Annotated in this window: 25 protein-coding genes and 2 tRNA genes; 10 read left to right on the top strand and 17 right to left on the bottom strand. The window is 67.1% G+C overall.

Annotated features, from left to right (window positions below; all coding sequences use genetic code 11):
* Positions 1–100: 100 nt before the first annotated feature.
* Together ACGFI6_RS00595 and ACGFI6_RS00590 are read left to right on the top strand one after the other, a co-directional pair.
* Positions 101–610, top strand: coding sequence for a SigE family RNA polymerase sigma factor (locus ACGFI6_RS00595; RefSeq protein WP_393113972.1), 510 nt, complete (start codon positions 101–103; stop codon positions 608–610).
* 11 nt (positions 611–621) lie between these two features.
* Positions 622–1,686 carry a hypothetical protein gene (locus tag ACGFI6_RS00590; RefSeq protein ID WP_393113970.1) on the top strand — a complete coding sequence of 355 codons (1,065 nt, stop codon included), beginning with the start codon at positions 622–624 and terminating at the stop codon, positions 1,684–1,686.
* 46 nt (positions 1,687–1,732) lie between these two features.
* Here ACGFI6_RS00590 and ACGFI6_RS00585 read toward each other — a convergent pair whose 3' ends face one another.
* The 5 genes from ACGFI6_RS00585 to ACGFI6_RS00565 are packed head-to-tail and all read right to left on the bottom strand — an operon-like array spanning position 1,733 to position 6,242.
* Complete coding sequence (locus ACGFI6_RS00585) at positions 1,733–2,386, bottom strand: HAD family hydrolase (RefSeq protein ID WP_393113968.1); 654 nt, start codon at positions 2,384–2,386, stop codon at positions 1,733–1,735.
* A complete protein-coding gene (locus ACGFI6_RS00580; protein WP_393113966.1) occupies positions 2,383–3,081 on the bottom strand; it encodes a glycerophosphodiester phosphodiesterase in 699 nt (232 codons plus the stop codon). The genes ACGFI6_RS00585 and ACGFI6_RS00580 overlap by 4 nt, the downstream gene beginning before the upstream one ends.
* A gap of 4 nt (positions 3,082–3,085) precedes the next feature.
* On the bottom strand, positions 3,086–4,468 hold the full coding sequence (locus ACGFI6_RS00575; protein ID WP_393113964.1) for an ABC transporter substrate-binding protein: 1,383 nt from the start codon (positions 4,466–4,468) through the stop codon (positions 3,086–3,088).
* A gap of 38 nt (positions 4,469–4,506) precedes the next feature.
* Positions 4,507–5,367 (bottom strand): carbohydrate ABC transporter permease, encoded by an 861-nt coding sequence (locus ACGFI6_RS00570; RefSeq protein WP_393113961.1) that lies wholly within the window; start codon positions 5,365–5,367, stop codon positions 4,507–4,509.
* On the bottom strand, positions 5,364–6,242 hold the full coding sequence (locus ACGFI6_RS00565) for a carbohydrate ABC transporter permease (RefSeq protein ID WP_393113959.1): 879 nt from the start codon (positions 6,240–6,242) through the stop codon (positions 5,364–5,366). Before ACGFI6_RS00565 ends, ACGFI6_RS00570 begins: the two co-directional genes overlap by 4 nt.
* A 173-nt stretch (positions 6,243–6,415) precedes the next feature.
* Between ACGFI6_RS00565 and ACGFI6_RS00560 the strand changes: the two genes are divergently transcribed.
* Positions 6,416–7,408, top strand: coding sequence for a sugar-binding transcriptional regulator (locus ACGFI6_RS00560; protein ID WP_393113957.1), 993 nt, complete (start codon positions 6,416–6,418; stop codon positions 7,406–7,408).
* Between the two features lie 7 nt (positions 7,409–7,415).
* Here the strand turns inward: ACGFI6_RS00560 and ACGFI6_RS00555 are convergent, their stop codons facing one another.
* From ACGFI6_RS00555 to ACGFI6_RS00540, 4 genes are all read right to left on the bottom strand, one after another.
* Entirely contained in the window at positions 7,416–8,012 is a 597-nt protein-coding gene (locus tag ACGFI6_RS00555) for a GNAT family N-acetyltransferase (protein WP_393113954.1), read from the bottom strand.
* Between the two features lie 111 nt (positions 8,013–8,123).
* The gene (locus ACGFI6_RS00550) at positions 8,124–8,780 is read right to left on the bottom strand and encodes a sigma-70 family RNA polymerase sigma factor (protein WP_393113952.1); all 657 of its coding nucleotides are present in this window, start codon (positions 8,778–8,780) and stop codon (positions 8,124–8,126) included.
* A gap of 224 nt (positions 8,781–9,004) precedes the next feature.
* On the bottom strand, positions 9,005–10,777 hold the full coding sequence (locus tag ACGFI6_RS00545) for a sigma-54-dependent Fis family transcriptional regulator (RefSeq protein ID WP_393113950.1): 1,773 nt from the start codon (positions 10,775–10,777) through the stop codon (positions 9,005–9,007).
* Between the two features lie 417 nt (positions 10,778–11,194).
* Positions 11,195–11,268 (bottom strand) — tRNA-Ile (locus ACGFI6_RS00540).
* A 128-nt stretch (positions 11,269–11,396) separates the two neighbouring features.
* On the opposite strand from ACGFI6_RS00540, the gene ACGFI6_RS00535 reads away from it, so the two are divergent.
* Positions 11,397–11,534 (top strand): hypothetical protein, encoded by a 138-nt coding sequence (locus ACGFI6_RS00535; RefSeq protein WP_165546613.1) that lies wholly within the window; start codon positions 11,397–11,399, stop codon positions 11,532–11,534.
* A gap of 76 nt (positions 11,535–11,610) precedes the next feature.
* Here the strand turns inward: ACGFI6_RS00535 and ACGFI6_RS00530 are convergent, their stop codons facing one another.
* From ACGFI6_RS00530 to ACGFI6_RS00505, 6 genes are all read right to left on the bottom strand, one after another.
* Positions 11,611–12,276: a hypothetical protein gene (locus ACGFI6_RS00530; protein ID WP_393113947.1), complete on the bottom strand. Its 666-nt coding sequence runs from the start codon at positions 12,274–12,276 to the stop codon at positions 11,611–11,613.
* Between the two features lie 93 nt (positions 12,277–12,369).
* Positions 12,370–12,996, bottom strand: a complete 627-nt coding sequence (locus ACGFI6_RS00525) for a DUF4232 domain-containing protein (protein WP_393113945.1) — start codon at positions 12,994–12,996, stop codon at positions 12,370–12,372.
* Positions 12,997–13,070: 74 nt separating this feature from the next.
* A tRNA-Asn gene (locus tag ACGFI6_RS00520) sits at positions 13,071–13,143 on the bottom strand.
* A 95-nt stretch (positions 13,144–13,238) separates the two neighbouring features.
* On the bottom strand, positions 13,239–13,778 hold the full coding sequence (locus ACGFI6_RS00515) for a hypothetical protein (RefSeq protein ID WP_393113943.1): 540 nt from the start codon (positions 13,776–13,778) through the stop codon (positions 13,239–13,241).
* A 33-nt stretch (positions 13,779–13,811) separates the two neighbouring features.
* Positions 13,812–14,696, bottom strand: a complete 885-nt coding sequence (locus ACGFI6_RS00510; protein ID WP_393113940.1) for an RNA polymerase sigma factor RpoD/SigA — start codon at positions 14,694–14,696, stop codon at positions 13,812–13,814.
* 95 nt (positions 14,697–14,791) lie between these two features.
* Positions 14,792–16,282: an amidohydrolase family protein gene (locus tag ACGFI6_RS00505; RefSeq protein ID WP_393113938.1), complete on the bottom strand. Its 1,491-nt coding sequence runs from the start codon at positions 16,280–16,282 to the stop codon at positions 14,792–14,794.
* Between the two features lie 69 nt (positions 16,283–16,351).
* Here ACGFI6_RS00505 and ACGFI6_RS00500 point away from each other — a divergent pair, with 69 nt between their 5' ends.
* The 3 genes from ACGFI6_RS00500 to ACGFI6_RS00490 are packed head-to-tail and all read left to right on the top strand — an operon-like array spanning position 16,352 to position 19,150.
* A complete protein-coding gene (locus ACGFI6_RS00500; RefSeq protein WP_393113936.1) occupies positions 16,352–17,128 on the top strand; it encodes a uracil-DNA glycosylase family protein in 777 nt (258 codons plus the stop codon).
* A 32-nt stretch (positions 17,129–17,160) separates the two neighbouring features.
* The gene (locus tag ACGFI6_RS00495; protein ID WP_393113934.1) at positions 17,161–18,030 is read left to right on the top strand and encodes an exodeoxyribonuclease III; all 870 of its coding nucleotides are present in this window, start codon (positions 17,161–17,163) and stop codon (positions 18,028–18,030) included.
* 1 nt (position 18,031) lies between these two features.
* The gene (locus ACGFI6_RS00490) at positions 18,032–19,150 is read left to right on the top strand and encodes a hypothetical protein (RefSeq protein WP_393113932.1); all 1,119 of its coding nucleotides are present in this window, start codon (positions 18,032–18,034) and stop codon (positions 19,148–19,150) included.
* Here ACGFI6_RS00490 and ACGFI6_RS00485 read toward each other — a convergent pair.
* Positions 19,143–19,643, bottom strand: coding sequence for a DinB family protein (locus ACGFI6_RS00485; RefSeq protein ID WP_393113930.1), 501 nt, complete (start codon positions 19,641–19,643; stop codon positions 19,143–19,145). The two genes, ACGFI6_RS00490 and ACGFI6_RS00485, sit on opposite strands and share 8 nt — an antisense overlap.
* Before the next feature lie 50 nt (positions 19,644–19,693).
* Here ACGFI6_RS00485 and ACGFI6_RS00480 point away from each other — a divergent pair, with 50 nt between their 5' ends.
* Positions 19,694–20,719 (top strand): aldo/keto reductase, encoded by a 1,026-nt coding sequence (locus ACGFI6_RS00480; RefSeq protein WP_393113928.1) that lies wholly within the window; start codon positions 19,694–19,696, stop codon positions 20,717–20,719.
* 114 nt (positions 20,720–20,833) lie between these two features.
* Complete coding sequence (locus tag ACGFI6_RS00475) at positions 20,834–21,559, top strand: DUF5995 family protein (protein ID WP_393113926.1); 726 nt, start codon at positions 20,834–20,836, stop codon at positions 21,557–21,559.
* Here ACGFI6_RS00475 and ACGFI6_RS00470 read toward each other — a convergent pair.
* Positions 21,556–22,260 (bottom strand): M50 family metallopeptidase, encoded by a 705-nt coding sequence (locus ACGFI6_RS00470; RefSeq protein WP_393113924.1) that lies wholly within the window; start codon positions 22,258–22,260, stop codon positions 21,556–21,558. The genes ACGFI6_RS00475 and ACGFI6_RS00470 overlap by 4 nt on opposite strands.
* Before the next feature lie 113 nt (positions 22,261–22,373).
* Here ACGFI6_RS00470 and ACGFI6_RS00465 point away from each other — a divergent pair, with 113 nt between their 5' ends.
* Positions 22,374–24,317: a S41 family peptidase gene (locus tag ACGFI6_RS00465; RefSeq protein WP_393113921.1), complete on the top strand. Its 1,944-nt coding sequence runs from the start codon at positions 22,374–22,376 to the stop codon at positions 24,315–24,317.
* Positions 24,318–24,386 lie beyond the last annotated feature (69 nt).

Raw genomic sequence — 24,386 nt, 5'->3', positions numbered from 1 at the left:
GGCGGAGCGCAGGTGATGATCTGTGCAGAGGATCGTCAGGGCATGCAGCGTAACGAAGCCGTCTTTCCGTCTTGGGTGCACAAGGAGAGTGGAGGCGCGGATGGCGGAGCGGGACAAGGCGTTCGTCGAGTTCGTGGAGACGGCGATTCCGTCGCTGCGGAGGACGGCGTACCTGATGAGCGGCGACTGGCACAAGGCGGACGACGTTCTCCAGGAGACGCTCTACAAGCTGTATCTCGCCTGGCCGAAGGTGCAACGGACCGCCAGCCCGTTCTCGTACGCGCGCCGGATGCTGGTCAACGTCGCGTACGACGGCGGCCGGCGTCCGTGGCGTCGCGAGGTCGCCATCGCCGAGATCCCGGAGTCCGCCGCCGTACCCAGCGGTGACTTCGCGCCGGGGCACGCTGACCGTGACGAAGTGCTCGAAGCGCTGCGAGCACTCGCGCCACGGCAGCGGGCGTGCATCGTCCTGCGGTACTACGAGGACCTCTCGGTCGAGCAGACCGCGGAGCTCCTCGGGTGCTCGGAGGGTACGGTGCGAAGCCAGTCCTCCCGTGGCCTCGACTCTCTCCGCAAAGCCATCGACCGGCGCCGGAGCCCGGCGCTGTGAAGGAGAACGAGATGGAAGACACCCGCGAGGTCAGCGCCGAACTGGACCGCCTGACCGGCACCGAGCCACCGGTCGGCTTCGATACCGCAACCGTTGTCACCCGAGGCCGCCGCGGCCTCCGGCGCCGCCGTTTCCTGACCGCCGGTGGCGCCGTCGCCGGCGTCGCGGCGGCAGCCCTCGCGGTCACGCTCGTACCCAATCTCATCACCAACAGCAACGACCCGGGCGTGGCCGGTGCCGATGCCGAGACGTCGCAGTTCAGCCCGGTCCCGGGCGTGCCCCGCGGTGAAGACGGTGCCGGCCAGCGGCTCTCCAAGAAGGAGGCCGAACGCCGCTGCGCGCTGCGGTACCCCGGCGCGAACGTCACGCTGAAGGGAACCACCGGATTCCGCTCCGTGAGCTCGCACATGCTCGCCCCGGGCACCAGTCACCAGAGCATCTTCGTCTGCTCGATCCCCGGCGGGGACAAGCCCTCGGCCGCGCTGGTCGCTGCCGCCAAGGCGGATCCGTTCCCCGACGACCCGGCCGGCCAACTGCGCAACTGCTCCGTGAACGCCTGGGTCGACATGACCAAGTGGCACATCCAGGTCTCCGACCGGCTCAGCCTGACCGAGAAGTTCTACACCGGGTTCTCCCGTGAACTGCTGATCGCGATCTCGCCGTCCGGCAAGACGGCGATCGCCTGCCAGCTGCCGACGAACCAGATCAACAGCGCCGGGTACGGCTGGGGAGTCACCGCCGTACGCCTCGACGACCTCGGCACGGACTACCCGCGGATCGAGTGGCCCGACGGGACTTTCGGCAAGGAGATCGCCACGATTCTCCCCGAGGGCACCGACTGCAACGGCGCAACCTGCGGCCGCAGCCTGCCCACCGGGTGGGGCCGAGCACCGGCCAACACCGCCAAGATCGTCGTCCAGGTCGGCGCCGGCCCGAAGTACGAAGCCCCCGTCAAGGACGGCTGGTTCACCTTCACCGCCCTCGACAAAACCCCCCACACCACCAAAGACCACCTGACAGTACGCGCGTACGACAAGAACGGATCCCTACTGACCAAGCTCTACCCCGAGCACTGACTGATGAGCCTGAACCCAGCCACCGGCACGCCGCCGCCGGCTGGGTTCAGGTCAGAGTGCTCAACCAGTCGACGGTGATCGAGGACAACGGAGCGACGGTGGCGCCGTGGCCTTCAGGAAGGGTCCGTGGGTCCTCGGGGACGGCGACAACGACGCATCCAGCCGCTACCGCTGACGCGATGCCGATCTGCGAATCTTCGATCGCGACGGTGTTGTGTACGTCCACCCCCAGCCTGGCGGCCGCGGTCAGGTACGACTCCGGATGGGGCTTGGGGCACGTGACCTCGTCGCCGCACACCACGACGTCGAACGTCCGCGGTGGAAGCTGGTCGAGTACGACATCGACCAGCGCCCGGTAGCTTCCGGTGACCAATGCGGCAGGGATCCCGTTGGAACGTACGCCCGCAACCAGTTCCGGGGCCGTCGGACGCCAGGGAACACCGACTGAAAAGAGCTCCTGTGTTCGGTCGAGCAGCCATTTCGCGAGGTGCTGGTCATCGCCGTGGACTCCGATGTCGTCTTGGACGATGCGGACAGTGTTGAGCAGGTTGCTGCCGACGATCTGGAGCCGGGCTTCTGGGGACAAGGTGCCACCCAGCTTGCTCGCCAGGTCCTGGAGGCTTACGTCCCAGATGCGTTCGCTGTCGAACAGGGTCCCGTCCATGTCGAACAGGACCGCTTCGATTGCTGAGTGGTTCAAGGTTGGGTCTCCTCGGTACCGGGCCGGATGACTCGCTGCGGATAGTCGGTGGTGACGCCGTCCGCGCCCCAGGCGATGGCTCGATCGACTTCAGTTCGGGTTGGCGCCGGCCACAGGCAGTACTCCAGCCCCTTGTTGTGGGCCTGCTTGATGAGCTCCGGATTGCTTCCCTGCCAGCCGACCCCGACCCACTGGGCACCCAATGCGAGTGCCTGCTCCAGCAGCTGTTCGGACCCGGTTTCGGACAAGAGCGCGCAGCGTAGGTCGGTGAAGGCCTCGACGAATGGTTCGAGTCTTTCGGCGTGGAAACTGATGGGCTGGATCCGCTGTCGCAGTTCCGGGCGTTCGGCCAGCAGTTGGCGGAGTGGTTCGACTGCCGCGTCGGCTTTGATCTCGGCCAGGATGGTGACGTCGATGGCCTCGATCGCTTCGGCGAAGGTCGGGATGTGCTCGCCGTTGCCGGCGTCCAGACCTTGCAGCGCGCCGAGGGTGAGGTCTTCGACCGCACCGTGGCCGTTGGTTGTGCGGTCCACTGCCGGATCGTGGATGAGGACGATGTGACCGTCCTTGGTGAGGCGCAGGTCGAGCTCGACTTCGTCCACGCCGTCATGGACGGCGCGAAGGTAGGAGGAGATTGTGTTCTCGGGCATATAGCCCATGGCGCCGCGATGGCCGGTGATACGAAACGGTGCCACCGGGTCAGCCCTCGTCTCCGACGAGCTTGTCGTACTTCGATTTGATCTTCTCTTCGCCGGCCTTCAATTGCTCTGCCACGCTGTCCAGCACCCGCTGGGCCGGCTGGTTGTCGCCGTAGATCTTCTGGAGCCCTGCGTAGATGATGGGTGATGCGTTCTGCACGTAGGCGTCGACCTCGTCGAGTTTGCCCGCCTGCGCCAGTTGGGCGATGGCCACGCCCCGATTGGGGTCCTTCGCCAGCGCGGTCTTGTATTCGGACCGGTTCACCGCCTCCTTCACGACCGGCAGGTAGCCGGTCCCCAACGACCACGTCGCGGCCGATTCCGGTGAGGAGAGAAACTTGATCACTTCCCAGGCGGCTTCCTTGCGTTCCTTCGGAATGCCCTTGAAGATCGAGAGTCCGCCGCCGCCTGTCGGTACTCCGTGTGTGACCTGGGTAGGCAGTGGGCTGACGCCGACGTCGAACTTGGCCGCCTCGTAGGTGCCGGACAGCGCGCCGGTCGAGTTCATGTAGGTACCGACCAGGCCGTTGTTGAAGTTGGTCCCGTAGTCGCGGGCAAGGATCGCCATCTTGTCCTCGAAGATCAGCTTTCGCATCCAGTCGGCACACTCGACGGCTCCGTCTTTGTTGACGGTAACGTCCAGGCCGTTGGAGATGCGCCCGCCGAACTGCCACACACTGGCTTCGAACTCCCAACTGTCGCCGCCGGACAGTTCGGTCGCCTTTACCGGCTTGCCGGCGGCCTTCTGGTTGACCAGCGCAGGTCCCCACTCCCGCAGTTCTGTCCAGGTCTTCGGTCCGCGGTCGGGTAGCCCGGCCTTGGCGAACAGGTTCTTGTTGTAGTACATGATCGGTGTGCTGCGGGCGAACGAGACCCAGTAGAGCTTGTTCTTGATCACGCCGGCGTTGAACAGGTTCGGGTAGAACGACGACTTGAATGCGTCGTCGGCGTAGCTGTCGAGGTCTTCGAGCGTTTCGTTGAGGAAGAAGATCTGCCAAGCTGTCTGGCCGAACGCCATGATGTCCGGGACCGATTTCGCTCGCAGGGCCGCGGTGACCTTGGACGTGGCGTCGAAGTAGTTTCCCTGGAACTGTGCTTGGGCATAGATGTCGTTCTGTGAGTCGTTGAACTTGTTGATCAGATTGTTCAGCAGGTTGCCCGGCTTCCCGTTCCACGAGCTCCACAGGACGACCTTCTGGCTCCGTTTGCGGTACTTCTCCGGCACCTTGATGTCGACTGCAGCGAACCCGCCGCCGGCGCCACCGCCGCTACCTGAGCACGCTGCAAGGGCAGGGATTGCGAGAGCGCCGGCGCCGGCCAGTTTGAGCAATGAGCGTCTGCTCAACCCGTTGCTCAGGCTGTGGGCAGAGTTGTTTCCTGACATGGGATGCGGTCCTTTCGGCTGTGACGGCAGTGAGTGGGTCAGCCCTTGATCGCCCCGCCGGAGAACCCGGCAACGATGTAGCGCTGTGCGAGGAGGAAGATGACGAGCATGGGTGCGGCGACCATGACGGTGCCGGCCATGATGGCGCCCCAGTCGTTGTAACCCTCCTGGGATTTCAGGTAGAGCAGGCCGATCGGCAACGTACGCATCTGGGTCGTCGTCGTGATGATCAAAGGCCAGATGAAGTCGTTCCACACCTCGATCACCGTGATCAGCGTGACCGTGATCATCATCGGTCGCGACATCGGCACGATCAGTTGGAGAAGGATCCGCAGGTGGCCGGCGCCGTCGACTCTGGCGGCCTCGAACACCTCGCGGGGGAGGGTCATCATCTGTTGGCGGAGCAGAAACATTCCGAACGCCGATCCCGCCCCAGGGATGATGAGCCCCGCGTAGCTGTCGACCCAGCCGAGGTGTGAGGCGGTCAGATAGTTGGGCAGCAGCGTGATTGTGCCCGGGGTCATCAGCGTGCCGAGCAACAGGAAGAAGATGCCCCGCTTGAAGGGAAACGGCAGGAACGTGAAGGCGTAGGCGGAGCCGGTTGCCAGCACCATCTTGATGGCGGTTCCGATGACGGTCACGATGATCGAGTTGACGAAGAAGGACCCGAACGGAGCGTCGTGCCAGGCGTTGGCAAAGTTCGACCAGTGCAGGTGGTGCGGGATCCATTGGAGCGGGAAGCGGTAGATCGCGCCGCTGGGTTTGACCGCTGAGCTGAACAGCCAGTACAGCGGCATGATGAAGACGGCAGCGATCAGCACCAGCAAGGCATAGATGACGATCTGTCGCGGCGCCGTCCTGCTGACCGATTGGCGTCGTGGGGAAGTGTTGGCGCTCACTGGTAGGTCACCCTCCGCTCGGCGAATCGGGTCAGCAGGAAGGTGATCGCCAGCAGCATGACCAGCATGATCATCGCCGCGGCGGCTGCCACTCCGGCATCAGATGCCTGGAATGCCTTCTGGTAGATGAACCAACTCAAGGTGGTCGACGAGATGCCTGGACCGCCCCCGGTCATGATGGCGGTGACGTCGTAGGCCTGGAACGTGCCGATGATCGAGGTCACGACCAGGAAGTAGGTGACGGGGGAGAGCAGGGGGAGGGTGATGTAGCGGAAACGCGACCAGCTACCCGCACCATCCAGCCTCGCGGCCTCGAACAAGTCACTTGGCAGGTTCTGCAGTCCGGCGACGTAGATGATGGCGCAGAACCCGACGCCCTTCCACAGGTAGACCATCACGAGGGCGTACAGCGAATAGTGAGAACTGGTCGTCCACTGGGGTGAGGTGATGCCCAGCGGTTCCAGGACCGCGCGCAGCAGGCCGAAGCTCGGGTCGAGGATGAACAGCCAGAGCGTGGCGATCGCGGCCCCGGACACGATGTGTGGTGCGAAGCTGACCGTCCGGACCAGGCCCCGACCGACAAGTCGCTGGTTGAGCACCATGGCCGTTCCAAGGCCGCCTGCGACGGCGCCGACGACGATCAGCGCAACGAACTTCAGCGTGTTGAGCAGCACGTGGCCGAAGTCGGGGCTGGTGAACAGTTCGCCGTACGCCGCTGGGCCGGCCCAGGTCGGACTCGGAGAGATCATGTCCCACGAGGTGAAGCTCAGGTAGAAGTTGTAGATCACCGGCCAGTAAGAGAAAACCAGGATGAGCGCGAGGTTCGGGCCGACCAACGCCGCGAAGAGAAGGTAGTCCTTGCCGTGCCGCTGCAAGGCACGTCTCCAGCGTGCCGCAACCCTCGCGGTTGGAGGCTGTCGTTTCATTCAAAGGCCTCTCGGGTATCGCTCATCTGATCGATCGAGCGAGCCAGGCGGACAACCTGATTAACGCAGCGCCAGCAACCGTCTGGCAATCGTCCGGTAAAAGTGAGGGTTAGAATGCACATATGAGCGATACCAACGGTGGCGCTGATGTACCTAAGGTCGACGGCCGACGAGTACGCGGCAAACAGAGCCAGATGCTGTTGATGGCTGGGGTGGCGAGGCGCTACTACCTCGAGCAGCGTTCTCGCGTACAGATCGCAGAGGAGCTCGGCCTGTCCAGATTCCAGGTTGGCCGGTTGCTGGAACGTGCTCGTGAAACCGGCTTGGTGCGGATCGAGATCGGCCTGCCCGACGACCTGGAGATGGACCTGTCCGGCCAGCTACAGGATCGCTTCGGGTTGCGGTACTGCGCCGTGACTCAGGCGCCGGACGACTCCCTGCAGCTCTTGCGCAGCAGCGTCGGCCAAGCCGCAACTTCGCTCTTGCAAGAGATCGTGAGCGATCGGGACGTCGTCGGTATTTCGTCGACCCGCACGCTGATGGGCCTGCCCGATCTCGTTGACGGCTTCAGCAGGTGCGCTGTCGTGCAGATCACCGGGGCGGTGTCGCGGATCGACGCGTGGGACGTGATGGAAGCAGTGCGCCGGTTCACGCGAGCCGGCGGCGGGCCTGCCTACCTCTACTACGCGCCGATGGTGTGCCCCGATGACTCAGGTCCGGAGATCTATCGCAAGCAACCGGACTTCGTACGCTGTCAACAGTTGTTTCGTGAGTTGACAGTCTGCGCCATCGGCATCGGTGCCTGGGGCAATGAGCTGTCGACGGTTTACGAGGCGGCGTCGGCACACGACCGGGAGACGGCTCGCGACCTGAGGGTGTGCGCAGAGGTCGTCGGACTCCTCCTGGACGGTCAAGGCCGCACGGTGCAGACGCCGATGGACGAAAGGATGATCGGCATCTCCGAACCCGAACTGCGTTCCGTGCCCACACGGATCGGCATCGCCTTCGACGCACGCAAGAGTGATGCCGTTCGAGCCACCCTGAAATCGGGCCTGATCAACGGACTCGTCATCGACCGCGCCCTGGCCGAAGCCGTCCTCCTGGCAGACCCGTGATGCTCCTTCAGGCGGTTGTTGTTGAGGTGTCGGTGTGGAGGCGGCCGTGGAGGTGCCAGTTGTGCCAGCCGTCTGCGTGTTTGATGGCTTGGCGGAGGGTTCCCTCGAGCTTGTAGCCGGTGCGTTCGGCGACTCGGCAGGAGGTGGTGTTGGCGGTGGAGTGGTGGATGTCCAGCCGATTGAAGCCGAGCTGCCCGAAAGCCCAAGCGGACAAGGCTTCCACCGACCTCGTGGCGATCGCATGGCCTCGCGCCGCGGGAGTCACCCAGTACGACAGGCTCGCTGAGCCCTCGGCCAACGAGATGTTGCGCAGTCCGACTTGGCCGAGCGGCTCGTCGTCCGCATCGACGGCCGCCCAGCTCGCCGCTGTTTCGCTGTCCCAGCGGTCGCTCCATTGCCCGGTCCACTCGAGAGCCTCCTCGAGGGTGTCGAGTCGCCGGACATGCCACCGCTGGATGTCAGGACAGTCGAATGCGGTTCGCACTGCGGCCGCGTCAATCGCCTTCCACGGTCGCAGTACCAGCCCATCGCCGGTCAACAGACGCGGTTGCGTGACGTCCCGCAGTGTTCCCTCGGGCAAGGCCGGATCCACGAGCAAAGGCATGCCGCGATGCTAGTGCGGCCAAGTTGCGTCCTCGACAGTGCTGTAGCTCGTCTTGGACGAGGTCGCGGCCATCGCATGATCCTGCGAGTCAACAGCATCGATCGGCTCTGGTTACTGGCTCGTCTGATCGTGCGATCTGCAGCTCGGCAAGTAGCCTGCGTCGGCCAGGGCGGTGCGCAGCTTGCGGCGGGCGTCGAACATCATTTTGTAGATGGCGTTGTGCGTCGAGCCGAGCTGGTCGGCGAGCACATCGGTCGGCATGCCGTTCAGTACCAACGCGACGAAGACCAGCTTCTGCTTGGCCGTCAGCGTCTCGTTGACGGCGCGATGCACGGCCTCCATCAGGTCCTGGCTCTCGGCGTGAACCTCCGGCGCGATGTCGAGCCGGCTCGGTAGCCGCTCCCAGTCCTCGTCGTCGAACGCGACGCCGGCGCGCTGCCAGAAGTGCCGGTTGATCTTGGCGGCCACGTCGAAGATCACGAACTTGTACGCCCAGGTGGTGAACTTGCAGTCACCGCGGAACGTCCCGACCTTGCCGCAGATCGTCAGCAGCGCGTCCGCGGCCGCATGGTGCGCGATGTCGTCCAACTCCGGTCCGGCGAGCCGCAGCCTGGAGGCGCGCCGCCTGACTTCTGATCTCGCCGCCCGCTGGAGGACTTCGTACAGGCGTCGGCTGGCAAGCTCACGCCGATCTCCGCAGCTGCTCAAGTCGCGAACCCAGGCACGGTTCTCCTGGGCTACCTGCGGAGAGACGGCCTGTCTGCTCATGGACTGCCTCCAAGGTCGGGAGCCGGCCGGGGTGGTACGGCTCCGAAGATGACGTTGGAACGATGAAACGGCAGCGCTGACGAAGATGCGTCTCACTGTGAGATCCGGGTCACACCCCTTGCAACCTGCCTTGGGTCACGCCGAACTGCCTCAACCCGAGCGAACGGAGCGACAGGAGACGGTCCCATCGGGTAGGACACGCGGCCGGCACGAGTGCGCCCGGATCAGATGTAGTCGTCCGGGGCGATCTCGAAGAGCCTGATCTTCCGGTAGATCGACGCCCGCGAGATCCCGAGCGACGTGGCCGCCACGTCCTTGCGGCCCTCGGCGGCGCGCAGCGCTTGCACGATCGCCCCGCGCTCGAGCCACTCCATCGGGGTGAGCCGACGCCGCAGCCCGCGGCCGAAGCGAGTCGGCAGGTCGGAAATGTCGAGCTTGTCGCCGTCGGTGGCGCGCAGCATCTCAGCCAGCAGGTCGTTGACCTCGGCCACATTCCGCGGCCAAGGTTCGTGCTGGAGCCTGGTCATCAGCTGCCCGGTGACCGCCACGGAACGCGTTCCGGGCTGCCGGGCGAGCAGCACCGCGACGATCGCCGGGAGATCCTCGGTACGCTCCCGCAGCGGTGGTACCAGCACGGTCGGAATGCCGGTGGTACCCAGTTCGGGCGTGATCGGATCGCCCGCAGCGACCCGGACTGTCAGCGCCAGCCAGCCGGCATCGGCAATCGCTCGCGCCTCGCCGCACAGCCGGTCGAGTGCGTCGGCCGGCAGGCGCTCGCCGTGCTTGATCATGACCGGCGACCCCGCGCGGAGTGCTGTACCCACGTCGATGATCAGCCGGTCGACGTCGTCCGGGCCGGCATTCCGGACCGCCTCACGAACGACGGCGATCTTGCCCGCGGCATGCAGTTGCAGCGCCGCCTGCACCAGCGCTGCCTTGCCGACCCCGGGCTCGCCGATCAGCGCGACCGGATCGCGGTGCGCACAATGCTTGCTCACTCTCCGGGCCGCATCCAGCATGGACGGAGTGCCGGCGACGAATCGGGGGAGCATGCCTGCGACCGGTCGCCTGGGGGCGGGCGGCCGGGGCGTCGTACTGGCTGGGAAGGCCAGCGCGCCGACAAGCTCGTTGCCGCGACGCACCGCGCGGAGCCGGAGCATCGTTTCCCTGCCGTCGGACATCGTCAGTGGAGCCTCCGCGGCGTCCGACCGCCCGAGGGCGTCCTGCACCATGGTCCACGTGTCACCGTGCTCGACGGAGCCGATCACCCGTGTCAGCTCCGGCGTCGACATCCAGACGCTGTCGCTGATCGCGAGCACGCCGGATCCGGAGCGCCGTGAGGCACCGAGGTACTCATCGAGCAGCAGCCGCTCGCCCTGTCCGCCGAGCTCGACCAGCCGCGACTCGATCACCGCCACCGCCTGTCGCACCAGCGCCGCGAGGGCCGGGTTGGCGCGGTCGGCCCAAGTGGCGATATTCAGCACGCCGACGAATCGGTGGCTGAACGGGTCACGGACCGGGACGCCGAAACAGGCGAAGTCCTGCAACCGCTCGGAGAAGTGCTCGTGTCCGCAGACCGCATACGCTCCCCGGGCCTCGAGGGTGCTGCCGATGCCGTTGGTCCCGACATGGTGCTCGGCGTAGCTGAACCCTGGCGCGAGCAGGACCGAGTCGAACCGGCGCTCGAGCTCACCGAGCCCAGAACGGCGGAGCAGTACCCGCCCGCGACTGTCGGCCAGGACCGCCGCGACGGGGCTGCCGGCCACGTCCTCGGCGACCCCGTCGACGACGGAGCCTGCCGCCCTGGCCAGACGTGAGGCGAGATTGACGTTCTCGACGTACGAAGTGGTCACGTCCCTGGCGTCGACGCCGCCGTCGGTCGAGCGACGCCACGAGGCGAGGATCTCCGCACTCGGCCCCTCGATCTCCTCGATCCGCCCACCAGTCAGCAGCCGCTCTCTGGCCCGGAGCATCGTCGCGGCCCAATCGTCGGCCATGGCCGAGAACTCACCACCTCTCAAGATGAGACGCGGATCACACCAGTACGCCACTTTACTCCCCTGAAGACACGATCTCGCCAGCTGCCGGCCGACCGAAAGGCGCAACGATGACCATCGATCTCGCCCTCGCGATCTCGGTCTCCACCGTGGCCTCTGCTGTGGACGAGCTGGCGCGGACCGCGCACGCACCCCGAGCACCGCGGGCAATCCCGTGAACGACCACACCCACGATCACGGCTACTACCGACGCCCGGACGGAACCTGCAGTTACTGTGCGGACGCCCACCCCGTCGAGCCCGACATCCGAACGCAGGTCTTCGACCGCGCGACCGCCTCCTGGACCATCGAGCCCGACCTCACCGAGGCAGCATGACAGGCCTGCCGATGATGACCCGAACTCCTACAGACGCACAGTAGGGCGGGCGGGACTCGAACCCGCGACCCAGGGATTATGAGTCCCCTGCTCTAACCAGCTGAGCTACCGCCCCGTGTGCGGGTGATCGTATCTGGTGGGTGGGGGTGTGGTGTGAAACCAGGGGTGGGTCAGGGGTTTGACTGAGGGGTGGGTGGGCCGGACCGGGCATGATGGAGGCAGGGCCGGACGAAGGGAACACTGATGGGCTGGTTCATTTTCCTGGTGATCGTGGTTGGCGCGATCGCGGCGTACAAGTACCGCGTGCCGCTGCTGGCGAAGATTCTCGGTCAGCCGCAGCAACGGATCCAGCGGGCGATCGACCGGAAGAAGGGGAAGTAGCCACTTCCTCCCGAAGCATGACGTGACCCCGGGGCGCCGCGAATTCGCGCGGCGCCCCGGGGGTTCACGAACGCGGTCAGCCGACCTGGACCGCCACGACGGACGCGGAGGCGGTGATGTCGCCGCTGCCGGCTGCGCTGCCGTCGTCGTTGTAGCCGAACGCGAACACGTCGACAGTCGTGGTCTTGGTGACCGTCACGACCTTCACGGTCGAGCCCGACAGCTCACGATCGGCCGATGGCGAGATCTCCGTGCCGAGGATGGTGCCGTAGTCCGTACCGAACGCTGTCGTGGTCGCCCCGACGCGGAGCGCGAGCTCGGGACGGGTGCCGGCGACGCCCTTGGCGGTGCGGGCGAAGAACGCGGTCGAGTTCACCAGCCACTTGCCCGGCGTCAGCGTGAAGCTGCCGAGGGCGGTCTTGTTCGTCTTGAACGATCCGCCGATCTTCGCGATCGGCTTCGACGCGAAGTCCTTGGTGACTCCGGACTTGCCGTACACGTCAGGAGTGTCCTTCAGGAATGCGTTGCGGTCTGCCGGGACGAGCTTCGTCTTCGGCAGGCTGTTGTCGACGACCTGCGAGGCGGCCACGGAGCGTGGGCAGAGCGGGTACGACAGGGTCTTGCAGTCCGGGCGTACGGCGCCGTTGGCGGCGACCGTGACACCGACGAGGACACCGGCTCCGAGCACGCCGGCGACCAGCAGTCGGCCGGCCTTGGTCGTGATGACCTTCTTGATGTTCACAGGGTTCCTTCCCCTCCATCCCCGAGGCCCCCTCGGGATACTGCAGAGGAAAGTACGCCCTGTCTGTGGGCTAGGCCAATAGTTGAGGGGTCATCAGTTCGGGAACTTCAGGCACCAGGCGGTGAGGGTGACTTTGGCGGTGGTGCCGAGGTCGGTGTCGACGGGCCAGGTGACGGGGGAGTTGCCGGCGCGTGGGGCGAGGTCGAGGTAGGTGCCGGAGGCTTTGTCCTCGGCAACTTCGACGGTGCTGGACCAGGAGACGGCCGCCAGGGCTGTTTCGCCTTTGGACAGGCGGATTCTGGTCGGTCCGGGGTCGATGGCCATGTACGAGATGCCGTGGGCAACGGTTACCTTCATGGGCTTGCGCCGGGCGTCGAGCACCGTGACGCCGGGGTAGCCGTTGAGGTTGATCGGAGTCGATCGGCAGTTGGTCAGCTTCACGACCACGGCCCGGTGTCCGAGGGCTGCGTCGACCGGACCGACCGTGATCTGGGCGCCGGACGCCGGACAGGTCCGGGGCGGCGGGGTCGGTGTGGGCGAGGGGGTCGGCCGGCGTTCGGCGGAGACTCCGGAGCCCGGCGTGCGTGGGGTCGCGACATCCGGCGTACGGCCGGGCACTCCACCGGACACCGCACTTTCGGTCCCGCAGCCGCTGACCAGTACGAGCCCGCCCAGCAGCATCAGCCTGCCGAGGAGCCGCGCCCACCCCTGCCGATTCACGCCCCGAACCTACCCGAGGCCGGAAACGAAAAGAGCCGGGCTCCTGTGCAGGAGAACCCGGCTGCTCGAGGTTGCTCCTGCGACTGGACTCGAACCAGTAACCTGCCGGTTAACAGCCGGCTGCTCTGCCAATTGAGCTACGCAGGATCACGATGTTGCGTGCGTCCCCGAAACCCCGAGGACCTGAGTAGGTTAGCAGGCGGGTGCCGAACTACAAAAACGGGATTCGGGTCCCTGCCGGGTCAGACGCCGAACTCGTCCCGGACCTCCCGGAGGGCCTCCTCGGCGGCCTCCACCACGCCCGGCTGGGACGGCTCCAACCCCTTGTCCAGAACGATGTTCCAGGTGACCGCGGCGTCGGTACCGGCCGGGCTGCGACGGCCCACGATGCGCACGCCGCGCTTGCCCGCCAGCGCGACATGACGCTGCACGACGATGCTCGCGTCGACCCGCTCGCGGAGCAGTTGGCCGAACCGTCCCGGGTCTTCGACCTTGAGCTCCGTGGCGTGCAGCGGCGTACCGAAGTCGGTGGTCTCGTAGATGTGCAAAACCGACGCCTCGGCGTCCCAGTTGGCACGCTCGATCTGCTCCCAGCCGACGCGGCGGTCCGCGTCGGCGGAGTCCGACGGCAGGTACACGGCCGCGCGGGTCCCGGCCGTCCAGCGGCCGTTCGCCAGCTGCACCGCGGCCAGGACGGCCTCCTTGTGTCCGGTCGCCTGCCGGGCCGCCGCCGAGACGGCGTCGCCCAGCTCACGTGGCCAGTGGGTCCGCAGAAGTCTCACACTCACATCATTCCAGTCCCTCCAAGCCGGGTCTCAGGCGACGTACTCGCGGAGCTGTGGCAAGGCCCGGCGCCGGAGCTGCCGCAGGGCCTCACGCTCCAGCGCGCGTACCTTCGCGGGGTTCAGGTCGAGTTGGACGGCAGTCTCCTCAGGGGTCGACGGGATGTGGCCGTGCAGGCCGTAACGGTGGTGGAGAACGCACTGGTGCAGGTCGTCGAGGAACTCCAGGTGGTACGCGAGGTCGCGGCGCAGCGCCGCCCCGAGCACGATCGGGTCGTCGTCGATCACCGGGTCGGCCTCGTCCAGGTCGAGCGTCTCGGGATGCACCCGCCACGCCTGCGCCCGCTCGATCCGCGCGATGCTCAGACCGGTCCCCCTCGCGAGCTCCGCCGTACTGGGCTCGTGGCCGAGCTCCTGGGTCAGGTCATGGCGCGCCGACCCCACCCGCGACGCGTCGGCGTACGCCTGGGCAGGCATCCGGACCAGCCGGGAGCGGTCCGAGATCGCGCGGCCGATCGCCTGGCGGATCCACCAGATCGCGTACGTCGAGAAGCGGTTCCCGAGCCGGTGGTCGAACCGCTCCACGGCGCGCATCAACCCGATGTTGCCCTCCTGGATCAGGTCGAGCAGCGAGATGCCCTTCCCGCCGTACCGCCGGGCCAGTGACACGACCAGCCGCAGGTTGCCCTCGACCATCCGCTGCCACGAGCGCTGCCCGCACGCGACCACCCGTCGCAGCTCGGCCGCGTCGTACGGTCCCGGATCGCCGTTCAGCCGCTCGGCCGCCAGCAGTCCCGCCTCGATCCAGTACGAGAGCTCGTTCACCTCCTCCAAGGTCAGTAGTTCGTGCTGCCCGATGTCGCGCAGGTAGGCCACCAGGGCCGTCACATCCGCCGGATCACAGTCGAGATCAGCCATCGTTCCTCTCTCCGGGAATCTCCTTGCCCAAGAGAGTGCCGCGTTTCGGGCCTCCGTGGACCGATGACTTCAAGTATGTGGATAACTACTGAAAGTCACAGATAGCTGCGGAGCCCGCTGAGCAGTCCGTGGTGGAACGGGTTCGCATCGACCGCGTCGAGCCAGGCCCGCCCCGTCGTGAGGGGCTCGAGCGGCGGAACGACGACTGGCGGCGGCTCCGCAGCCCCGTCGAGGGCGTCGGCGACGACCTCGGGAGCCGGCATGTCCGGCAGCAGCACGAACTCGTCGGCCGGCGCGGCGTCCCCGTCGAGCCCGAACGACGCGACGCGGGCCGAGGCGCCATCGGGATCCTGACGGATCTTCTCCAGATCCGCGACGACTCCCTGCCACGTGACCGCAGGATCGCCGTAGTCGATCAGACGGGACAGCCGGCCGACCGCGATCGGAGTCGCCGTCGGCGCGAGCGGCTTCAGCAACGACCGCAGTCCGTAGCGGGCACGACCGCCTACGACGACGAGGCGCACGTCCGACTCGGTCGCATCGATCAGGCTGCGGTACGGATCGTTGGCGGACCCGCGCACGACGATCAGGTCGGCGAGCGCGCCACGTTCCAGCCGGCCGACCGGGTGCGGCCAGACCGCCGACAGCGCGGCGCCGGGGTTCGACGTGAGCATCCGGACCAGATCCTCGTCGCTGAAGACGGCCTGCGCCTTGTTCCACAGATCGGCGACCTTCAACTCCCACAGGACATTCCGCGTCCCCGACGGGCCCCAGTCCGAACCGAGACACAAACGCACACCCGCCGCGTGCGCGGTCTTCACATCGGCGGTCGCGCCGTACAACCACAGATTCGAGAACGGCGACCAGACGAGGCTGGAATTTCCGGCCCGCATCGCCGCGAAGTCTTCGGCATTCAACGCCGCGCCGTGAATCGCCACCAGTTGTGGCTTCACCACCCCGACATCTTCGAGCAGCCGGAACTCCGATCGCAGTTTCGGGTCCGAACCCTCCGCCGAATGCGCGATGAATCCGCGTCCCGCCGCGACCGCGGTCGCATACGGTGCCAGTGCCTCCGCGCTGTCGGCAACCAGTGTGCTGACCCGGATGAAATCGTCGTGCGTTCCGAGTTTCTCCGAGTCGACGTTCCGCACCAGGTCGTTGTCCGGCGGTACGGCGCCGCGCGGGTTCCCCTGGATGGATGTCGTCCCGCCGACGATCGCCCGCGTCTCGACGTACCTGAGCAGTGCTCGCCCCGCTGCCGCGCCGAGCAGTCGGGCCGGCCGGCTGATCTGGGAGCTGTACGTCGGCGCGCCGCCCCATTGGTTGTGCGACGTCCACGGAACCTTGCGCGCAGGCTCGGTCCACAACGGCAGGCTGTTGTACATCAGATGATTGTGCAGATCGATCAGCCCCGGAAAGATCAATCCGCCGGCCGCGATCCGCGGCGCATTCGCAAACCCGTCCGGTACGGCATCCAGAGGCGTGACGGCGGCAATCAGCCCGTCGTCACCCACGTACACCGCGCCACCGGTCAGAACGTCTCCGCCGGGCCCCATCGTCACCACGGTTCCACGCAGTACAAACATTGCTCCCCCTCCCGTAGAATCCCCGTGCCGCCCCGTCCATGAGCGTATCGCCGAGGGGGAGGTTGTTCGATGGGTGATTTCGATCCCGGCCCGCCGGTCACGGTGGCACGGCACTTCGCGAAAGTCCCCAGTTATGCGGACTTCCGGACATTGTTCTGGCACGACTGGGGACCGATCTTCTACCGCGGCCGCCTGAACCGCACCGCACGGTTGCTCGCCATCGCATCCGACCCGGGCCCGACCGAACGGATCGCCGGCCGCACTCTGGTGGGTGACGCCGGCCAACGCGTGCAGGGCTTCCTGACGAAGCTCGGCCTGACCCACAGCTACGCGCTCGTCAACGCGTACGCCTATGCACTCCGGCCGTCCCGCGCCCAGCAGGCGGCGCCGCTGCTGGAGCGACCCGATCAGCTGGCGTGGCGCAACACGCTGCTCGAGCTGATCACCGGACCGCAACTGCAGGCCATAGTCGCGTTCGGTACGCAAGCCAGATCGGCTGTCCGCCTGTGGAACGACCGGCCCGACCTCCCGGTGTTCGAGGTGCCGCATCCGTCGAGCCGTAGTCCCAAGGTGCTCGTCGACAGTTGGCGTCAGGCGATCGTCGACCTGAGGGCGATCGTGACGCCGGACCCGGACGGTGACAACGGCGGACCCAACTACGGTGCGAAGTTCAGCGAGTCCGACTATGCGCCGGTGCCCCCGCGCGACCTTCCGTTCGGCGTACCGCCGTGGCTGGGGAACGACGCCTGGGGCCGCAAGGACAAGCCGCGGCACAACAACAGTGTCGAACGCCCGGCGACCGACCTGCTCAACACCCTCGTGTGGCACGCCCCGAAGCTGGGCTGAGGATTGTCCCCGGCTACCGCTACCTTGGTCGGATGCGAGTGGCAACCTGGAACGTGAATTCGGTGAAGCAGCGGATGCCGCGGCTGCTCGACTGGCTGGACGAGCGGCAGCCGGACGTCGTGTGCCTGCAGGAGACGAAGCTCGCGGACGGCGCCTTCACGAAGCTGCTCGGTGCCGAGCTGACCGGTCGCGGCTACGAGATCGGTCTGTACGGCGAACCGCAGTGGAACGGCGTCGCCCTGCTGTCGAAGGTCGGGCTCGAGGACGTGGTGACCGGGGTGGCCGGCGCGCCGGGCTTCCCGAATCCGGAGGCCCGCGCGGTCGCCGCGACCTGTGGTGGCATCCGCATCCACTCGCTCTACGTGCCGAACGGCCGCGAGGTCGACTCCGACCATTACCAGTACAAGCTCGCCTGGCTCGCGGCGTTGGCAGAGGTCGTCGCGAACGGTCCCGCGGACCAGATCGTCTGCGGCGACATGAACATCGCTCCGACCGACGCCGACGTCTTCGACCCGGTGGCGTACGTCGGTCAGACGCACGTGACCGCGCCGGAGCGGCAGGCGCTCGCGGAGCTGATGGCCGCGAAGGACCTGCACGACGTGGTCCGCGACCGCTGGCCCGAGAACCGGGTCTTCAGCTACTGGGACTACCGCGCCGGCATGTTCCACCAGGACCTCGGCATGCGGATCGACCTGATGCTCGCGACCGTCGGCGTCGCGGAGCGGGTCAAGGCCGCGTGGATCGATCGCAAGGCCCGGAAAGGTACCGGCCCGAGCGATCATGCTCCGGTGATGATCGACCTCGACACCGCGCCGGACGGCGACATCGGCCCGGTCGTCCCGCCGCCGTCTGCGCCGCGGACCGGTAAGAAGCGGACGACCAAGCTGCCGCAGAGCCGCTGAGATGCGCCGGCTCACTGCCGTCGCGATCCTGCTGCTCGCGGCGCTCACCGCCTGCAGTGACGACCAGAAGCAGCAGGACCAACAGGAGATCAGCTGGACCAAGGTCGACGTCGGCGAGGCCGAGCCGGTCACGCTCACTGCACACGGCAACCAACTGCTGATCGGCCTGCGGCACCGCGGCGCCAAGGTCGTCCCCGAGCTCCAACTCATGGACAACGGATCCCGTACGCCGGTCGCGATCACGCCGAACCCCGCCAGCCCGTACGCCTTCGAAGCGGTCTGGTACTCGATCGCGTACGACGGCAAGCAGCTCCTCGCACTCGGGGGAGCCTCCGGCGGCGCGCACTCCAACACCCGTTGGACGGTCTGGACCGGCACCCCACAGACCGGCTTGATCGAACGCCCGCAGAACTTCTTCACGTTCGGCGGGGAGACCGCCGGCGACCTGTTCAGCGCCGTACTGACCCCGAGCGGCAGCGCGCTCCTCGGCTCCTGGGGCGGTGTGCAGACCGGCAACGACGCGATGGTCTGGCTGCCGCAGAACGGCAAGTGGACCCGCCAGGACCCGACGAAGACCGCGCTGCAGAGCACGCCGTCCCTCCTGGTCGGGCCGAGCTTCGGCACGACGCTCGGCGAGAGCATCGTGATCGTCGGCTCCCAGGTCCGGCTGGCTCCGAACGTCGTCGCGCAGGAAGCAGCCGTCTGGCGTTCCACAAGACTCGACACCGGCTGGAAGCGGATCGTCCTGCCGGACCCGGGCAACCGGAGCCAGGCGAACACAGCGACCTGCGAGCAGGACTGCGTGATCTCCGGGTACGTCGACGGTCAGCTCGCGATCTGGCAGCTCGACGCGTCCGGAACGGCGAAGCGACTCCAGGGTGTCCCGTCGATCCCGGTGGGGGACAAGGACAAGCTGCCGCCGCCGGTACTGAACGACGGCAAGATCGTCCAAGTGGTTGCCAAGGACAACAAAATAGTGCTCGTCACGGGTCAGGACGGGCAGTGGACCGTGCAGGAGAGCAAAGGACCGGAAGGCCGGCCGCTGGCTGCCGCGTTGCTGCCGGACCACAAGCTCTACCTGATCGCGGGCACTACCTTGTGGCAGACCGGCCTCAGCTGAGCAGACCCTTCACGTACGCCGCCTGGCCCGCGTGCTGGGCGCAGTCGTCGATCACGCTGACCAACCGCACGCCGAGGGTGACCGCCGGGGTCCACCGCCGGTCGACGATCCGGTCCAGACCCTCGTCGGTCACCGTCTTCAGGAACTCGACGGTGCGCGCGTGCACGGCGTCGTAGTACCCGAGGAGTTGGTCCGCGGAGAGCTTGACCAGGCCGACCTGGTCGGAGGTGTGCGCATAGCCGGTGTCGGCGGCGTCGAGCGGCAGCCCGAGCCGCTCGGACCATCCGTCAGCGGCGTAGACCTGCTCGTACTCACCCGCGTCGGCCAGGTGGTCGTCCTGCACCCGGGTCAGGTGCCAGACGAGCCAGGCAATCGAGTTCGCCGTGTCGCCGGGGCGGGTCGCGAGCGTCTTGTCGTCGAGCCCGGTCACCACGTCGTGCAGGACCTCCTGGACCCGGCTGTGGGCGTCGAGGAGCAGTTCGCTTGTCTTCATACCGACCACCGTAGTCTTCACGTCGGACAGTTCTGAGAGAGGGAGCAATCGTGGAATATCGCACTCTCGGCGCGAGCGGCGCCGTCGTCTCGACCTATGCACTCGGCACCATGACGTTCGGCAGCGAGACCGACGAGGCGGGCGCGCACGCGCAGCTCGATCGGTACGTCGAGGCCGGCGGCAACTTCGTCGACACCGCGGACGTGTACTCGGCCGGCGTGTCCGAGGAGATCGTCGGCCGCTGGCTGGCGAAGAAGCGCGGCGACGTCGTGCTCGCGACGAAGGGCCGGTTCCCGACCGGTGACGGGCCGAACGATGTCGGTACGTCGCGTCGGCACCTGCGCAAGGCGCTGGACGGATCGCTGCAGAGGCTCGGCGTGGAGCACATCGACCTGTACCAGTTGCACGCATGGGACCCGATCACCCCGCTCGAGGAGACGCTCAGCTTCCTCGAGGACGCAGTACGGGCCGGCAAGATCTCGTACGGCGGCCTGTCGAACTTCACCGGCTGGCAGCTGCAGAAGGCATGTGACCTGATCGCGTACCGCGGTTGGTCGCCGCTCGTCACGCTGCAACCGCAGTACAACCTGCTGGTCCGCGAGATCGAGTGGGAGATCGTCCCGGCCGCGCAGGAGAACGGGCTGGGTCTGCTGCCGTGGTCACCGCTCGGTGGTGGGTGGCTGACCGGCAAGTACTCGTTCGACGAGGAGCCGAGCGGCAGCACCCGGCTCGGTGAGAACCCGGACCGCGGTGTCGAGTCCTGGTACCGCCGCAGCCGCAACCAGCGGGTCCGGGACGTGGTCGACGCAGTCCGTGAGATCGCAGAAGCGCGGGGGATCTCGATGGCGCAGGTCGCGCTGGCCTGGCTGGTCGACCGGCCCGCGATGACGTCGGTCATCCTCGGCGCCCGGACGCTCGAACAGCTCGACGACAACCTCGCGGCCGCGGACCTGCACCTCACCGCGGACGAGACGGCGAAGCTGGACGAGGCCAGCGACCCGGGCGCGGCCGACTACCCGTACGGCGGCCCTGGTGTGGCTCAGCGCGGCCGCCCGATTGCAGGTGGTCGCAGCTGAAAGAGCACCGCGGAGGAGCGACTCACGCCGCCCCTCCGCGGACAGTGCTTGCCGACGAGAGCCAGGGCGGCGGACAGTGGTGTTGTTCGCAGGTCCGACCTCGGGGGAGGTTCGATGAACGACGGTGCTTCGGTCGCGGACGTCGTGGCGCGGATGCAGGAGCGTCTCGACGTACTGCCGGACGAGCTTGCCCATCGGCGGTTCTTCCTCGGGACCTATCTGCGGACGACGCAGGCAGTGGGAAGGGCGATCGACAGGGCGAGGTTCGAGGATCCGGAGTGGGTCGAGCTGTGGGACGTGAAGTTCGCGGAGCTCTATCTGCAAGCGCTTGATGGGGAGCTGGTGGCCCGGCCGTGGCAGCTGGCGTTCGATGCGCCGCCGGAGCTGCCTGCGTTGGCGCACGTACTGCTCGGGATCAACGCGCATGTGAACTACGACCTGCCACAGGCGCTGCTTGCGGTGATCAGCGACGACGAGTTCCTGGATCAGCAGCTGATGGATCGGCGCCGGCGGGACCACGAGCGGATCGACGGGGTACTGGCGGAGCGGGTCGGCGCCGAGGACGACGAGCTGGCGGCGACCGGCGTGCGTACGCTCATCGACCGTGTGCTGACACCGCTGAACCGGCTGGCGTCGCAGCGCTTTCTCAAGGAGTCCCGGCAGAAGGTTTGGTACAACACCGTGGAGCTGCAGGCGGCACGCCTGGACGGCACCTACGACAAGCGACTGGCTGAGCTGGAGGTGCTGAGCGCGGCCAAGGTTGCCGACCTCCTGCGACCAGGCCAAGTGTTGCTGCGCCTCGCCGTCACAGGCTTCGGCGTCACCCTGCCACCGGCCTAGCTGGGTAGTACACCAGACCACAGGACGCCGACTGCGAGACAGCCCAGCGTCACCAGGCCGAACACCCCGACCCACAGGAGTGCCGGTACGCCGGTGAGCCGCCGGAGCTGGTCAGCGTCCGAGCTACGCCCCTGGCCGCGCCGCCGTGAGTGCTGCAACTCCAGTACCGCGCGAGGCGCTGCCAGCAGCAGGAACCACGTGAGCAGGTGGGCGAACGCTGTCTGCACCGACGTACTGCCCCACCACGTCACCCCGAAGACAACCGCACCGAACACCAGCACTGACCACAGGCCGAACAGGTTGCGGATCTGGAGCAGGAGGATCGCCAGCGCCACCAGCAGCCCCCACAGCAGTGCAACGGCGTACCCGCGGCTGAGGACGAACGCAGCAGCCAGACCGAACAGTGCAGGACCTGGGTAACCGGCCAGCAGTACGGCGATCATGCCGCCGCCGGTGGGCTTGCCGCGCGACACGGTGACGCCCGACGTGTCCGAATGCAACTGGATCCCGGACAGCTTCCGGCCGGCGAGCGCCGCGATCAGGCCGTGCGCGCCCTCGTGCGCGATCGTCACGACCTGCCGCGTGTACTTCCAGATCGGCCGCCATGCGATCAGCAGCAGCGCCACCACGCCCGTCCCGATCACGAGCCGCAGTGACGGCTCCGGCTGTACCGACGTGATGTTGTCCCAGAACTCCTTCACCCGCCCATCCTTACAGGCGTGTGGTCGACCCGACGCCGCAGGCAGCCCGGGGCGTTGACATTGGGTGGGGCGCGGACGACGGTGTGGGGAGGGGCGGTTGCATTGGGGGAACGATGTCTCAACCACGCACGATCAAACGGCCTGTCCAGAAGCGGGCCGGCAAGGCGGCGAGCACCGTCGTACCGCTGGGGGACTTTCTCGGAGCGGCCGGCAGCCTGACGCTCGACCAACGCAAGATCCTGGTCGATCAGGCGCTGCTGCTGCTCAGTGAGAACTACGTGCACCTGCCGCTGAAGATGGCGATGCACGCGGTGAATCCGGTGCAGCGGTTGCGCGTGATGCGCGCCCGGATGGAGCGTCAGACTCCGGCCACGATGGAAGCCGAGTGGATGTTCCACCGGCAGATGTCGGCGATCGTCAACTCGGTCCGCGACCTGCACACCAACTACCTGCTGCCGGCGCCGTTCGCGGGCAAGATCGCGTACCTGCCGTTCATGATCGAGAAGTGCTACGACGCGACGGGCGCCGAGCGCTACCTCGTCACGCAGACCGTCGCCGGCTACGACGCTCCGCAGCTCGGGCCCGGTGCCGAGGCGACGCATTGGAACGGTACGCCGATCGCCCGCGCCGTCGCACTGAACGGTGAGCGCTTCGCCGGCAGCAACGAGGCTGCGAACCTCGCCCGCGGCCTCGAATCGCTGACACTGCGGCCGCTCGTCATCCAGGCGCCGCCCGACGAGGACTGGGTCACGCTCACGTACGTCGGCCTCGACGGCTCCGGTCAGGAGTTGCGCGAGCAGTGGAAGGTCACCACGAACCTGCCGCCGATGACCGACCTGGACGCGGTCAGCGAGGCGTCCGCGTCGATGGGCCTGGACCTCGACTCCGACGAGAAGTCCCGCGCGAAGAAGGTGCTGTACGTCCGTGACGTCCTCGAACTCGAGCGCGGCCGCAGTTCCGCCGAACTCGCCACGCCCGCGGCGGTCGGCGGTGCGGACCTGCCGACCACGATGCCCGGTGTGTTCCGCGCTCGCGAGGTCAGTACGGCGTCCGGGAGGTTCGGGCATCTGCGGATCTTCACGTTCAGCGTCTCGGACCCGGTCGCGTTCCGGGACGAATTCGTCCGGCTGGCTGCGCTGTTGCCGCAGAACGGGTTGATCGTCGACGTTCGCGACAACGGCGGTGGGCACATCTACGCGAGCGAGTTCACTCTGCAGACGATGACGCCGCGACGGATCGCGCCGGAACCGGTGCAGTTCATCAGTACGCCGCTGAACCTGAAGCTCTGCCGGCGGCACCAGCACAACCCGGCCGGGATCGACCTCGGCCCGTGGTTCGACTCGCTCGATCTCGCGATCGAGACCGGCGCGCAGTACTCGGCGGCGAAGCCGATCACGCCGGAGGACGGGGCGAACGACATCGGGCAGCAGTACCACGGTCCCGTCGTCCTGATCACCGACGCCCGCGTCTACTCGGCGACCGACATCTTCACCGCCGGGTTCGCGGACCACGAGATCGGCACGATCCTCGGCGTCGACGACAACACCGGCGCGGGCGGCGCGAACGTCTGGACGCACGGCCTGCTCGCGCAGTTGCTCAATGAACCGCCGCCACCGGACGAGACCTCGCCGTACGTCGCGTTGCCGAACGGTGCGAACCTGCGCGTCGCGATCCGCCGGACGCTCCGGGTCGGGAAGCTCGCCGGCACGCCGGTCGAGGATCTCGGCGTAACACCGCACGAGACCCACCGGATGACCAAGGCGGACCTGCTCGACGGCAACGTCGACCTGCTGAACCGGGCGGGTGAGTTGCTCGCTGCCCGGCCGGCGCGGCGGCTCGACCTGAAGACGTCGCTCGGAGGTACGACGCTCACTGTAGCTGTCGATGCCCAAGGCCTCGATCGGGTCGATCTGTACGTCGACGACCGGCCGATCAGCTCGGAGGATGTCACGGGACCGCTCAGCATCGACATCCTCGATGTGACCGCCGGCCAAATGCTCCGCGCAGACGGGTACGAGACGGGCGCGCTCGTCGCGTCACGGCGGCAGTTGGTCTAGGAGGCGGACCGCCAGCACTCATCAATTGGCGCCGCGCCGGTCCTGCACCGCTCGCGGGACCGAGGAGTG

This window comes from Kribbella sp. NPDC048928 (assembly GCF_043197975.1).
Taxonomy (GTDB): Bacteria; Actinomycetota; Actinomycetes; order Propionibacteriales; family Kribbellaceae; genus Kribbella.
Note: the sequence above shows the minus strand (reverse complement) of the source record. Positions and strands in the feature narration are given on the sequence as shown.